This is a genomic window from Streptomyces sp. NBC_01210 (genome assembly GCF_036010325.1).
Lineage (GTDB): Bacteria > Actinomycetota > Actinomycetes > Streptomycetales > Streptomycetaceae > Streptomyces.
Genome location: NZ_CP108549.1, coordinates 8,279,652 through 8,292,413 on the forward strand (window position 1 = coordinate 8,279,652; position 12,762 = coordinate 8,292,413).

9 protein-coding genes are annotated in these 12,762 nt (G+C 68.1%); 4 read left to right on the plus strand and 5 right to left on the minus strand.

Annotated features, from left to right (window positions below; genetic code table 11):
- Window positions 1-28 precede the first annotated feature (28 nt).
- The 5 genes from OG735_RS37295 to OG735_RS37315 form a co-directional block, all read right to left on the minus strand.
- On the minus strand, window positions 29-4,051 hold the full coding sequence (locus OG735_RS37295) for a hybrid sensor histidine kinase/response regulator (protein WP_327327568.1): 4,023 nt from the start codon (window positions 4,049-4,051) through the stop codon (window positions 29-31).
- 544 nt (window positions 4,052-4,595) lie between these two features.
- Entirely contained in the window at window positions 4,596-4,766 is a 171-nt protein-coding gene (locus tag OG735_RS37300) for a hydrophobic protein (protein ID WP_326654632.1), read from the minus strand.
- Window positions 4,767-4,888: 122 nt separating this feature from the next.
- Complete coding sequence (locus OG735_RS37305; RefSeq protein WP_327327569.1) at window positions 4,889-5,812, minus strand: anti-sigma factor RsbA family regulatory protein; 924 nt, start codon at window positions 5,810-5,812, stop codon at window positions 4,889-4,891.
- Entirely contained in the window at window positions 5,809-6,105 is a 297-nt protein-coding gene (locus tag OG735_RS37310; RefSeq protein WP_327327570.1) for an STAS domain-containing protein, read from the minus strand. The genes OG735_RS37305 and OG735_RS37310 overlap by 4 nt, the downstream gene beginning before the upstream one ends.
- Before the next feature lie 159 nt (window positions 6,106-6,264).
- Complete coding sequence (locus OG735_RS37315) at window positions 6,265-9,027, minus strand: ABC transporter substrate-binding protein (RefSeq protein ID WP_327327571.1); 2,763 nt, start codon at window positions 9,025-9,027, stop codon at window positions 6,265-6,267.
- Between the two features lie 184 nt (window positions 9,028-9,211).
- Between OG735_RS37315 and OG735_RS37320 the strand changes: the two genes are divergently transcribed.
- The 4 genes from OG735_RS37320 to OG735_RS37335 all read left to right on the plus strand — a co-directional run bounded on the left by OG735_RS37320 (window position 9,212) and on the right by OG735_RS37335 (window position 12,256).
- Entirely contained in the window at window positions 9,212-9,454 is a 243-nt protein-coding gene (locus OG735_RS37320) for a hypothetical protein (RefSeq protein ID WP_327327572.1), read from the plus strand.
- Window positions 9,455-9,469: 15 nt separating this feature from the next.
- A complete protein-coding gene (locus OG735_RS37325; RefSeq protein WP_327327573.1) occupies window positions 9,470-9,601 on the plus strand; it encodes a hypothetical protein in 132 nt (43 codons plus the stop codon).
- A 270-nt stretch (window positions 9,602-9,871) separates the two neighbouring features.
- Window positions 9,872-10,429, plus strand: coding sequence for a PadR family transcriptional regulator (locus tag OG735_RS37330; RefSeq protein WP_327327574.1), 558 nt, complete (start codon window positions 9,872-9,874; stop codon window positions 10,427-10,429).
- A gap of 108 nt (window positions 10,430-10,537) precedes the next feature.
- Window positions 10,538-12,256 (plus strand): acyl-CoA dehydrogenase family protein, encoded by a 1,719-nt coding sequence (locus OG735_RS37335; protein ID WP_327327575.1) that lies wholly within the window; start codon window positions 10,538-10,540, stop codon window positions 12,254-12,256.
- The last annotated feature ends 506 nt before the right edge of the window (window positions 12,257-12,762 follow it).

Here is a 12,762-nt window from a genome sequence, read left to right on the forward strand (position 1 = left end):
GAAAGTGGTTGGCAGGGGCGGGAGCCGGCTACGTGTTCACCCATCGGCGAACGCACGCGATGAGGTCATCGGCGTCCAACGGTTTGGTGACATAGTCGCTGGCTCCTGCGGCCAAGCACTTCTCGCGGTCCCCAGGCATGGCCTTGGCTGTCACGGCGATGACCGGCAGCGTGCTGTGGGCCGGCATCCGCCGAATCTCAGCGGTGGCGGTATAGCCGTCCATCTCCGGCATCATCACGTCCATCAGGATCAGATCGACACCGGGGTTCTCGGAGAGAGTGTCGATGCCCTTACGGCCGTTCTCGGCATGCAGAACGTTGATGCCGTGGAGTTCCAGGATGCCGCTGAGGGCGTACAGGTTGCGGGCGTCGTCATCGACGACGAGGACGGTGCGCCCGGCCAGGGCTTCGTCAGTGTCCTGGGGCGAAGCGAGTGCGGCCTCCTCGGGTCGCATGAGTGGCAGGACGTCGCCCGGCTGCTCGGCGGAGAGGTGCAGGGCGATGCGTTCCCGCAGTTCGTCCAGGCTGGAGATCAGCTCCAGCGGTTGGGTCTCGGCTCGCGTCTGCAGATTCCGTTCGTGTGCCTGGCCCAGACGACGGTTGTTGTGGGCCAGGACGGGAACCCCGCGGAGTCCCGCGTCGCCGTCCATGGCGTCAAGGAACCGCAGGGCCTCGCCGTCGGGCATGTCCAGGTCCAGTACGACGCAGTGACAGGATTCTGCGGCGAGCGCGGCGGCCGCCTCCTGGGCTCCGAGGGCGCTGATGACTTCCACTGAGGCGCGCGGGTCGGTCAGGTCGCGGCTGTCGGTGAACTCGGTGACGGTGCTTTCGGCGACCAGTGTCATGAGGCCACGCGGCCGCTCCTCGATCACCAGAAGGCGTCGTTGGCGCGGGAACGTTTGAAGGGCCGGGGGAGCAGTGGGACGAAGGGTGTCGTCGGGGGCCGTTTCACTACTGCCGATTTCGGCGCTCGGCGCCAGTGCGGCGCGGTGTTCGAAGTCCGCGCGGCACGCGGGAAGATAAAGGGTGAAAGTGCTTCCCTGGCCCAGCGTGCTCTCAGCGGTGACCGCGCCTCCGAGCAGGTGGGCAATCTCCCTGCTGATGGACAGACCCAGCCCTGTTCCGCCGTAATTTCGGCTCGTGGTGCCGTCTGCCTGCTGGAAGGCGCCGAAGATGGATTCCAGCTGCTGCTCGGCGATGCCGATTCCGGAATCCTTGACACGGAACGCCACGGTGGGCCCGACCCGGCGCATGGTCTGCGGCAGTTCGCTGTCCGCCGCCGGCTCAATCCGAAGTTCAACGCTGCCGCGTTCGGTGAACTTGACCGCGTTGGACAGCAGATTGCGCAGTACCTGACGCAGCCGCGCGTCGTCGGTGAGCAGGTCGGTCGGCACTCCAGGTGCTGTGGTGATCGTGAAGCCGAGGCTCTTTTGAACGGTGAGCGGCTGGAATGTGGCTTCGACGTATTCCAGGAGCCGACGCAGCGGGACTCTCTCCGGATTGATGTCCATCTTGCCGGCCTCGACCTTCGACAAGTCCAGGATGTCGTTGATCAATTGCAGCAGATCGGAGCCGGCTGAATGGATGATGCCTGCGTACTCGACCTGCTTGGGCGTGAGGTTTCGCGTGGGGTTCTGCGACAGAAGCTGCGCGAGGATGAGGAGACTGTTCAACGGCGTCCTCAGCTCGTGGCTCATATTGGCCAAGAACTCCGACTTGTACTTCGAAGCGAGGGACAGCTGCTGGGCCCGGGCTTCCAACTCGCCGCGGGCCTGCTCGATCTCCAGGTTCTTGGCCTCGATGTCGCTGTTCTGCGCGGCCAGCAGCGCGGCCTTCTCCTCCAGCTCGGCGTTGGACCTCTGCAGCTCCTCCTGCTGCACCTGCAATTCCTCCGAGCGCGCCCGGAGCTCGCTCGTCAGGCGTTGCGACTCGCCGAGCAGTTCATCCGTACGGGCGTTGGCCACGATGGTGCTGACGTTGACGCCCACGGTTCCCATGAGCCGCTCGAGGAAGTCGCGGTGGACGGGCGCGAAGGAAGTGAAGGACGCGAGCTCGATGACACCGAGGACCTGGTCCTCGACAAGAATCGGCAGCACGATCAAGCTACCCGGCGTTGTGCGGCCAAGGCCGGACGACAGGGTGACGTAGTCGCCGGGAACCTTGTCCGTGGCGATGACGCGGCGGCTGCGCGCAGCTTGGCCGACCAGGGATTCGCCCAGCTTGAACCGTGTGTCCGGGGCGGATCGCGCCGGGCGGCCGTAGGAGCTGACAAGCGTCAGTTCCACGCCCTGGTCGCCGTCCACGGCGAGATAGAAAGCACCGTACTGAGCCTCCACCAGAGGGGTCAGCTCATCCATGATGTTCTCTGCTACGACAGCCAGGTCACGATGGCCCTGCATCAGCGCGGAGATGCGCGCCAGATTTGACTTCAGCCAGTCCTGCTCGTGATTGGCCCGGGTCGTCTCCCGCAGCGACCCCACCATGGAGTTGATGTTGTCCTTGAGTTCGGCGACCTCTCCGGAAGCGTCCACGGTGATGGAGCGGGTCAGATCGCCCTCGGCAACAGCGCTGGTCACCTCTGCGATGGCCCGTACCTGTCGCGTCAGATTGCCTGCCAACTCGTTGACGTTCTCCGTGAGGCGCTTCCACATACCCGAAACTCCCTCGACCTCCGCCTGGCCCCCCAGTCGCCCCTCGCTGCCGACCTCCCGGGCGACACGCGTCACCTCGGCTGCGAAGGACGACAGCTGGTCGACCATCGTGTTGATGGTGGTCTTGAGTTCCAGGATTTCGCCGCGCGCATCGACGTCGATCTTCTTCGACAGGTCGCCGTTGGCGACAGCGGTGGTCACCAGGGCGATGTTGCGTACCTGGCCGGTCAGGTTGTTCGCCATCGAGTTGACGTTTTCTGTCAGGTCCTTCCAGGTCCCGGCCACGTTGGGGACGTGCGCTTGGCCGCCGAGGATGCCCTCGGTACCGACCTCACGCGCCACGCGAGTGACCTCGTCCGCGAACGCCGACAACGTGTCGACCATGGTGTTGATCACCCCGGCGAGCGCCGCCACCTCACCCTTGGCCTCAACGGTGATCTTCTGCGACAGGTCGCCGCGTGCCACGGCGGTGGCCACCTGAGCGATGGACCGCACCTGGCCCGTGAGGTTGGAGGCCATGACGTTGACATTGTCGGTGAGATCCTTCCAGGTGCCCGACACACCGCGCACAGTCGCCTGGCCCCCCAGATTTCCCTCCGTGCCGACCTCGCGTGCGACGCGGGTCACCTCGTCGGCGAATGCGGAGAGTTGGTCGACCATCGTGTTGATGGTGTCCTTGAGCTCAAGGATCTCGCCGCGCGCGTCCACGCGGATCTTCTGTGACAGATCTCCCTGCGCCACCGCGGTCGTGACCTGAGCGATGGACCGCACCTGGGCCGTGAGGTTGTCGGCCATCACGTTGACGGACTCCGTCAGGTCCTTCCAGGTGCCCGAGACTCCCTTGACGTCCGCTTGGCCGCCGAGCCTGCCGTCCGTGCCGACCTCGCGTGCGACGCGGGTCACCTCGTCGGCGAATGCGGAGAGTTGGTCGACCATGGTGTTGATCGTGTTCTTCAGCTCCAGGATCTCGCCGCGCGCGGTGACGGTGATCTTCTGGGACAGATCGCCCTTGGCGACCGCAGTGGCCACCTGTGCGATGGATCGCACCTGAGCGGTGAGGTTGCCGGCCATGGCGTTCACGGAGTCGGTGAGATCCGCCCAGGTGCCGGACACGCCGGGTACCTCGGCCTGTCCGCCCAGTGTTCCTTCGGTGCCCACCTCGCGGGCCACGCGGGTCACCTCGGATGTGAACAAGGAGAGTTGGTCGACCATGCCGTTGAAGACCGTGGCGATCTCACCGAGCAAGCCGTCGGCCTCATTGGGCAGCCTGGTGCCGAAGTCGCCGTCGCGTACGGCGGTCAGCCCGGCAAGCAGTTGCCGCAACTCCAGCTCACCGACCTTGGCGCCGCCGCGTGCAGCCGTGCTGCCCACCGCAGACGCTGATCCGGTCGTGTCAGCCATGTCAACCTCACTCGAGTTCGGCCGCTACGAGAGCAGTACACGGAGGTAGTAAGTGCCTACCTCGGACAGATCGCAAATGCCCGAGCCAACGCTACGATCCGCCGCCCTTGAAGACGGCAAATTCGCCAAAGACTAGCCCACGAGCTGCAACGCCGACAAAGATCGGCGGAACACGGATTCGGTCGGCGAGGGGTGGGTGACCCGCCGCAAGGGAGCGAGGCGTCAGGCGCGGCTGGAGGGGGAGTTGGCCTTGCGGCCACCGGACCCATGGGGCAGCGCAGCCTTCGGCCGTCATACGTGCCATCAGGGTGGTGGTAGTCCTCATCAACCCTTTCGAGGCGGCTTTCCGTTGACCAACTCGCCCCTGTGGCTGCTGCATACCGGAAATGGAGAAGACTCCGGGAGGGTTGCTGTCATACGCGGTTCCTGTCCTGGATTCGCTCCTTCGTGCACACCGCAACCCCATCCGCCGGAATGAAATGCCGCGCAGGGCGGCTCCGGACAAGGATGTCCGGGGCCGCCCTGAGAATCTGGGGTCGTGCCGCTACCAGCGGTACCAGCGGCCGCGGCTTCCTCCGGTTCCGGCGGAGCGCATGACGAAGCCGAGCAGCCACACAGCGAGCACGATCACCGCCACGATCCACAGTGCCTTCAATGCAAATCCGGCACCAAAGAGAATGAGGGCGAGCAGGAGAACGAGAAGCAGGGGAACCATAGTTATCAACCTCCAGGACCTCATGTGCCCGGGGTTTGGCTCTCCATGCGCGTGTTTCAGGAATCTCGCTTTTCGTTCGGCACGCATTCCATCCGCCACGCGCCAAGATTTCGGTGTCCCGGTCAGTACCCGAGGTGGAAGCGGACCGCGGTGCCCTCCGGGCTGGTGTGGACGCGGACCAGGTCGGTGAGGTAGTTGACCATCAGCAGGCCCCGGCCGCCGAGTTGGTCGCGCAGGGGCGGACGTCGGCCCGCCAGCGGGTCGCTCAGGTGCCCTGAGTCCCTCACCTCGCACAGGACCTGTCCGCCCTCGTCCCAGACCCATACGGTGCCTGATCCACCGCCGTGCACCACACTGTTGGTGGTCAGTTCGGCGACAGCCAGGGCGAAGTCCCCCAGACGCTGGCCCGTCAGACCCAGATGCTTGGCCCGTTCGACCGCGAAGTCCCTGGCATCGGGAAGGCGTTCGGCTTCAAAGGCGAACGCGGCGGCCCGCAGCGGGAGTGCCAGCGGCTGGTTGTAGGCAGCCACGACCCGGTCGGGGTCGTACGTGTCGCTGCGCTCCGCATGTCCTCCGTCGACGACGACGGGGTGTGTGGCGTACGCGTCGGCGAGCACCGCGGCATCGAGCCGTGCGGCGTCGTAAGGGCACACGATGGTGACCTCCCGTCCCCGGAACGCGGTGTTGATCAGCGCCTCGTGCTGGACACAGGCCGGGTACTCGGCCGGAGTGCGGCCGGCCCAGATCGGCTCACCGATGATCCGCACCCGCCGGCCGGGACGGGCATCGGCAAAGGCCCGCAGTACCTTGGGAATGATCCGCCCCGGGTTGCGCCCGGCCTCGGTCATGTCGATGAACCGCACAGTCTCCGCGCTTCTCCCCAGCTCCGCGCGCAGCAGTTCGAGGTTGCTCCACGGGGCGGCCACCGCCACCGGCTCACTCAGGGCGAGACCCTCCTGGATGAACGGCACCGTGCCGGCCAGGTACTCCCGGCTTCCCCGGTAGAACAACGCCGGGTGGACGAACGACTCAGCCGAGTGCGTCACGCCGTCACCTCGATCGCCACCAAGCCTGGCCAGAACATCTCCAAGGCGCGCCGCAGTCCGGGCGGCGGCCCCGTGAGGACCATGCGCCTGCCGCTGCCCAGCTGCTGGGCCGCAACCGCCACGGCGGACGCACCCGCCACGTCGACGAACGTCACCGCGGACAGATCCAGATGAACGTCACCACCCCCGCCGACCAAATCCTCCAGTGTCCGCTCCCACGTCGTGCGGGTGGTCAGAGTGATCTCGCCGGCCGCGTGCACTCCCGACCGATCCGTCAGCGGACAGATCTCCAATGCGGCCAATCTGCGCGGCAATGATGCTGCCGGCGGATCCGCACCGTGCGAGGCATCCACACACCCACCTCCACAGAGTCGGCAACCTCCCGTCCTCGCCGACCCTACGCCCACAGCGTCCCCCGGATCGCATCGGCCAGGGTCGATGAGCCGACGCGGCTACGGGCACGGGTGCTCCTCGCCCTTCGGCCCCCACATCGTGCGTTTATCGCCGCGCGCCACCGTGCCGCACAGCAGCTCGGTCGTCGGCTCGTCGTTGCTGCCCCGCAGCACCGCAAGCAGCTTGTCCTCCGTCAGCCGGCCCCCGCCCGCCGCGCCGTGCGCGTCGATACGGCCGGTGGCGCCGTCGAAGCCCCCGCCGCCCAGGCCCTGGTAGAGCACGCCTTGCAGCAGCCCGCGGTCGAGGCGGTCGTCATGTCCGCCGGTGGTGCGCCAGGCCTGGTCGATGCCTTCGGCGAGATAGCGCAACGCGTCCCAGGCGAGCGCGACATGGCCGTCCTCGCGCATGGCCTTCGTCCTGGCGCTGTGGTCGCTGCCGTAGGCACGGTCGTACGCGGCGAGGAAGGCCGCGGCCTCCGGGCTCCGTGCCGCCAGCGTGGGGGTGTAGCCGTGCGAGACATAGAAGAGGGTGAGGCCCTTGAAGTCGTCCCAGGGGCGCCGCTCTTCCGTCAGCGTGTTGGTGACGTCGTCGCCGCCGAGCACGCTGATCTTCGGGCAGCCGCCGGAGATACGGGCGATCTCGGCCAGGAACAGCTGGAACTGGCTGGCCCGCGCCGACCACACCACCGCCGTCCGCGGCTCCTCACGCACCGCACGGCAGACCTCGCGGGCCAGGTCCTCCACGGTCGGCAGGGGCCGCCCGCCGAGCGCATCCGGCACAGGTCCCGGTTCCGGTGCGTCGGTGGGGGTGTAGAGGAGTACGTCAGTGCGCCCGGGCCCGTACGAAGCACGGAAGGACGCGGCAAGGCTGTTGCTGTAGGCGTCGGTGGCGTCGGCAACGAGACTCACCCGGCGCGCCTTCTGCCCGCCCGTGGTCATCCCCGCGCCCGAAGCGAACGCTGCCATCAGCTCGGCGGCCCGCGCATCGGTGGGGGCCGTCTGGTAGTAGTGCTCGCCCTGGCGAAGGAGTTCATCGGCGGTGCCCGAGGTACCGACCATCGGGATGCCTGCCTTGTCGAGTGTGCGTATCGCGTCGTACGTATTGCGGCGGCTCTGCCCGAAGCCGACGACGCCCGCGATGGACGGATCGCTCGCGGCGAGCTCCGCGATCCGGTCGGCGACGGCGGGTGCGTCCTTGAAACGGTCGCCCGCGTTGGCGGCGAGCACCCGCAGCGGGACGCGCTCGCCGGAACGCAGCGCCTGGGCGTTGATGTGCTGCTGCGCCAGCGCGATGCCGCGCAGCTCCGCCAGTGTGCCGCCGCGCACCGGGTCCTCGGCGTCCTTGCCGCCGGTGAGCGGGCCGAAGTAGACGACGGTGCGACGACCGGGGCGCGGGTCGTCGCCGGGCCGGCCCGCGAGCTCCTTGTCGACCTCTTCGTTCTGCTGTTCGATCTGCTGGAGTACGGCCCGTACGGCCTGCTCACTGGGCTCCTTGCCGAAGCCGGCCGCGCCTTCGGCGACGCCGACGCACTGCCCGTCCGTGCCGAGGAAGGTGGAGCCCTGGCAGGGGTCGTCCTCTTCGCTGCTCCCGATGTCCGGTACGAGGACGAGGCCCGCGGCGAGCGCGAGTGCGAGCGTTCCGATGCCGAGCACTCCGGCCACCTCGGCGCCGGGACCCCAGCGCGGCGACGGGGTCACCAGCGTGGGCCAGCGGCCGAGCCAGTACACCGCCGCCTGGTCGTCCTCGGGTCCCTCGGCCACCGGCACGACGATGCCGGTCGGCTGACCCGGCGACATCCCGCGCCGCTCGATGTTGACCAGCTCGGCGCCGGCGTGGGCGAGGCCTGATGCGTCGATGTCGGGGATGCGCGAGGCCAGCGAACGTACGCCGCCCGCCACGGCGAACACCGAGGTACAGCGCAAGTCCTCCATTGCGGAGCGGAGTTCACGCAGGAAGCGCTGGACGCGCGAGTCGGCCGGCCCTGCCTCGTCGAAGAGCAGTACGAAGCGGGAGGTGCGGCGTCGCCGCCAGGGGTTGAAGAGACGGGCCCGGCTCGTCTGGTCGAGGTCGGCGAGCAGGGCGTGCATGAGCACTCGGTCCATACGCTCCGGCTCATTGGCGGGCTCGCCGTGGACGAGGTCGAGCGCGGAGCGGAAGAAGTCGGTGGGCGGGCTGCCGTGCTGACGGCGCACCCACTCCGCGTACCAGCTGCGGCTGCGGGCCCGCCCCAGCATGCGGCGGTTGGCGCGCCAGCCGTAGAAGGCGCGTGGCAGCCGCTGGAAGAGCGGGCCTGCGATGAAGTTCCACAGCAGCTCGAGGAGCGTGCCGCCGCTGGCCTGGTCGCGGCCGCCGAGCCACCACAGGGTCTGGGCGGTACGCGACCAGTTGCGGTGCTCCGCGTAGCAGTGATTGCGCAGCTCGGCGTGGCGGCGCTCCATGAGTCCCTCGATGGCGGGCGCGGTGACGACGGAGCGCAGTAACCGGTAGCTGTGCAGCCGTAGTTCACCGGTGCCGGGCGGCATGGTCTCGGCGAGCTGAAGGGTCAGATGCTCGAAGAGTTCGAGCGGCGGCGGGTCGGTCCCGTCCGGGATCTGCGGGATGTACGCGTGTGGGGCGAGGACCTCGCTGCGGCCGCGCATCCGTGAGCGGAGCCCCGTGACGATCCGGCGTCCCGCATTGCCGCCGCCCGGCTCACTGAGCAGGACGACCGGCACTCTGCTGCGGCTGCGCCGCGGCTGTACCACCAGTTTGTCGAAGGCGTCGATGAAGCGCTCGACGCCCGGATAGGCCGGAATACGGCTCTGTGGATCCCCCGCGGTCATGGACAGGCCCCCCTTGTTCCCCCTGAGAAGCAAGGGTTATTCCCCCTGAGTGCCGTATGCAAGCGTGGGATTGGATCACATGGCAGGCACAATCTCGCCGGGGGGGTGCCCCTATGTGTTTGATCAAGGTCGGAGGCCAGTAGGTTCGGCGGCCGAGGGTGGAGGCCAAGCCGTAGGGGTGTGCATGAGCGATAGCCAGGTCACGATCAAGCTCACGAGCGACGAGGCGCTGGTGCTGTCGCACTGGCTGGAGAAGCTCCAGATGACGGACCTCAGCCGCGTTGTCGACGATCCGGCGGTGTGGGCGCCGATCCACCGAATCGCCGGGACGCTGGACAATGCACTTCCTGAGCTGTTCGCGCCCGACTACGACCAGCGGCTTGAGGCCGCTCGTCAGCGGCTTCGGCCGCAGGACTCATCGGCCTGAACTCCTCACCTGGTCGTGTCGGGTTGGGGTTCCAGCGGGCTTGAGGCCTTCAGCTACGTATGCGCCGGGCTGCTGGTGCCGGCGCTTGCGGCCACGGTCTTCGTCGCCGCGATGACCGCCACCGCGACCATCCGCGCCCGCGGGTAACCCGTCGGGCTGCGCTGCGGGCCGCGCTGCCGAAAGTCTCCCGGTTGTCGACCGAGTCGGGGACGGCGAGCAGCATCCCGTACAGGGCCAGGACAACGCGCCCGCGGAAGAGCTCCGTACCTCTGCCCAGCGGTCGGGCCATGGCCCGGAACGGCTCCCGTTCGAAGCTGCCCAGGTGCGCTGTGGCTCCGACCGGCCGCCCGGGTGAGCCGTGTCTCACCTGGGCGGTGCCGCTTGTCTATGCAACTAGTTGCATAGAAGGATCGGGGCATGGCGCTCGAGCACGCGATCCTCGTCTCTCTGCTGGAGAAGCCGGGCTCCGGCTATGAGCTGGCCCGGCGGTTCGAGCGGTCCATCGGCTACTTCTGGACCGCGACCCATCAGCAGATCTACCGCGTCCTCAAGCGCATGGAGAGCCACGGCTGGATCGACGTCCGCGAGGTGCCGCAGCAGGCCCGGCCGGACAAGAAGGAGTATTCCGTCGCCGCCCCGGGCCGGGCCGCCCTCTCCCAGTGGCTGCACGAGCCGATCGAACCCGAGAGCGTCCGGCACGACCTCGCCGTGAAGATCCGCGGCGCGGCCTTCGACGACCCCGCCGCGCTGATCCGCGAGGTCGAGCGGCACCACCAGGCGCACACCGAACGACTCGCGCACTATCTCGTGGGGGAGCGGCGTGACTTCACGGGACCCGAGGTTCCCGGAACGCCCGACGCCGGGCGGGAACTCCAGCACGTGGTGCTGCGCGGCGGCATTGCGTACGAGCGGATGACGCTCGCCTGGCTCGACGACGTACTCGAGACGCTTCACCGGCTCGGTCCCGAACGCTGAACCGCCGCCGCGAGCCACCGGTCCGTCCCGACCACTCCCGTCAGCCCTCCTTACCTGAAGCTCTCCAGCCCACAATCCTCGACCCTCAAGCCGGAAAGGCGAACATCCATGGCCGACCCACTGCTGTTCAACCCGCGCACCTACGACCCGGCGCACTTCGACCCCGAGACCCGCAGGTTGCTGCGCGCCACCGTCGACTGGTTCGAGGACCGCGGCAAGCGCAAGCTGATCGAGGACTACCGCTCCCGTGCCTGGCTGGCGGACTTCCTTGCGTTCTCCGCCAAGGAAGGCCTGTTCTCGACCTTCCTCACCCCGGCCTCCGCCGGCGGGCAGAAGGACAACCGCTGGGACACCGCACGGATCGCCGCCCTCAACGAGATCTTCGGGTTCTACGGGCTCGACTACTGGTACGCGTGGCAGGTGACCATCCTCGGCCTCGGCCCGGTCTGGCAGAGCGACAACGCCGCTGCTCGCACCCGTGCGGCGGAACTCCTCTCCCAGGGCGAGGTGTTCGCCTTCGGCCTGTCCGAGAAGGCCCACGGGGCGGACATCTACTCCACCGACATGCTGCTGGAGCCCGACGGCGACGGCGGCTTCCGGGCCAGCGGCTCCAAGTACTACATCGGCAACGGCAACGCCGCCGGCCTGGTCTCCGTCTTCGGCCGCCGCACCGACGTCGAGGGCCCCGACGGCTACGTCTTCTTCGCCGCCGACAGCCGCCACCCGGCGTACCACCTCGTGAAGAACGTCGTCGACTCCTCGAAGTACGTCAGCGAGTTCCGCCTCGACAACTACCCGGTCGGCCCCGACGACGTACTGCACACCGGCCGCGCTGCCTTCGACGCCGCCCTCAACACTGTCAATGTCGGAAAGTTCAACCTCTGCACCGCCTCGATCGGCATCTGCGAGCACGCGATGTACGAGGCCGTCACCCACGCACACAACCGCATCCTCTACGGCCGCCCCGTCACCGCCTTCCCGCACGTGCGCCGCGAGCTGACCGACGCGTATGTCCGCCTCGTCGGCATGAAGCTGTTCAGCGACCGCGCCGTCGACTACTTCCGCTCCGCCGGCCCCGATGACCGTCGCTACCTGCTGTTCAACCCGATGACGAAGATGAAGGTGACCACGGAGGGTGAGAAGGTCATCGACCTGATGTGGGACGTCATCGCGGCCAAGGGCTTCGAGAAGGACACCTACTTCGCCCAGGCCGCCGTCGAGATCCGGGGGTTGCCGAAGCTGGAGGGCACGGTCCACGTCAACCTTGCGCTGATCCTCAAGTTCATGCGCAATCACCTGCTGCACCCGGCCCAGTACGCCCCCGTGCCGACCCGCCTCGACGCGGCCGACGACGCCTTCCTCTTCCGGCAGGGACCGGCCCGCGGCCTGGGCTCCATACGCTTCCACGACTGGCGCACCGCCTATGACGCGTATGCCGATGTGCCCAACGTCGGCCGCTTCCGGGAGCAGGCGGACGCCCTGTGCGAGTTCGTCACCACCGCAGCTCCCGGCGAGGAGCAGAGCCGTGACCTCGATCTCCTTCTCGCTGTCGGCCAGTTGTTCGCGCTGGTCGTGCACGGCCAGCTGATCCTGGAACAGGCGCGCCTGACCAGCGTCGAGGAGGACGTGCTCGACGAACTGTTCTCCGTCCTCGTACGCGACTTCTCCGCGCACGCCGTCGAACTGCACGGCAAGGACTCCGCCACCGCGGAACAGCAGCACTGGGCGCTGGGCGCGGTCCGTCGCCCGGTCGTCGACGACGCCCGCTCGGCCCGAGTCTGGGAGCGCGTCGAGGCGCTGTCCGGGGCGTACGAGATGGCGCCGTAACAGCAGAGCAGATCGGGATGTCCGCCCGCCGGGGCCGGGCGACCGCCCGTCTCGGACCGCAGGAAGCCACGGCGCTCCCAGCGGCTCCGAGGCGGGCGGTCGCGCGCCTGGCAGAGGGAGGGGCGTACAAGGCAGCGCCATGGAGAGCACCGGACGGCGTACTTCCCTCAGTCGGAGTTCCAACAGGTGTGCACCGACGCCCAGTCCGCCTACCTGGACGCGATCCGTACCACGGCTCCAGAACTGAGCGACCGCGACCCGATCTCCCGCGAAGCGGACTCCGGATCGGGCTTGCTCGTGTCGGGCAGTGGAGCGATCAACGCCGACGACGTTGTGCGACACCCGGCAACCCTCTCCCTCGGGCACTCGTGCGTGCCGCGGGACCCGGGTGCCGGTCAGCCGGTGGTGAGAAGGCCGTGCAGGGTCGGAAGGCGACCGGGAACCGCTTCCTTCCCCGGCCGCCTATGCGCGTCCTCGTGGCCGATCCAGCGAGCGCCGGATCTATC

Bases quoted from the DNA above. Each gene is read 5' to 3' on its own strand.
- OG735_RS37300 (WP_326654632.1), bottom strand. From the start codon at position 4,766: ATGGTTCCCCTGCTTCTCGTTCTCCTGCTCGCCCTCATTCTCTTTGGT.
- OG735_RS37295 (WP_327327568.1), bottom strand. From the start codon at position 4,051: ATGGCTGACACGACCGGATCAGCGTCTGCGGTGGGCAGCACGGCTGCA.
- OG735_RS37315 (WP_327327571.1), bottom strand. From the start codon at position 9,027: ATGACCGCGGGGGATCCACAGAGCCGTATTCCGGCCTATCCGGGCGTC.
- OG735_RS37320 (WP_327327572.1), top strand. From the start codon at position 9,212: ATGAGCGATAGCCAGGTCACGATCAAGCTCACGAGCGACGAGGCGCTG.
- OG735_RS37330 (WP_327327574.1), top strand. From the start codon at position 9,872: ATGGCGCTCGAGCACGCGATCCTCGTCTCTCTGCTGGAGAAGCCGGGC.
- OG735_RS37335 (WP_327327575.1), top strand. From the start codon at position 10,538: ATGGCCGACCCACTGCTGTTCAACCCGCGCACCTACGACCCGGCGCAC.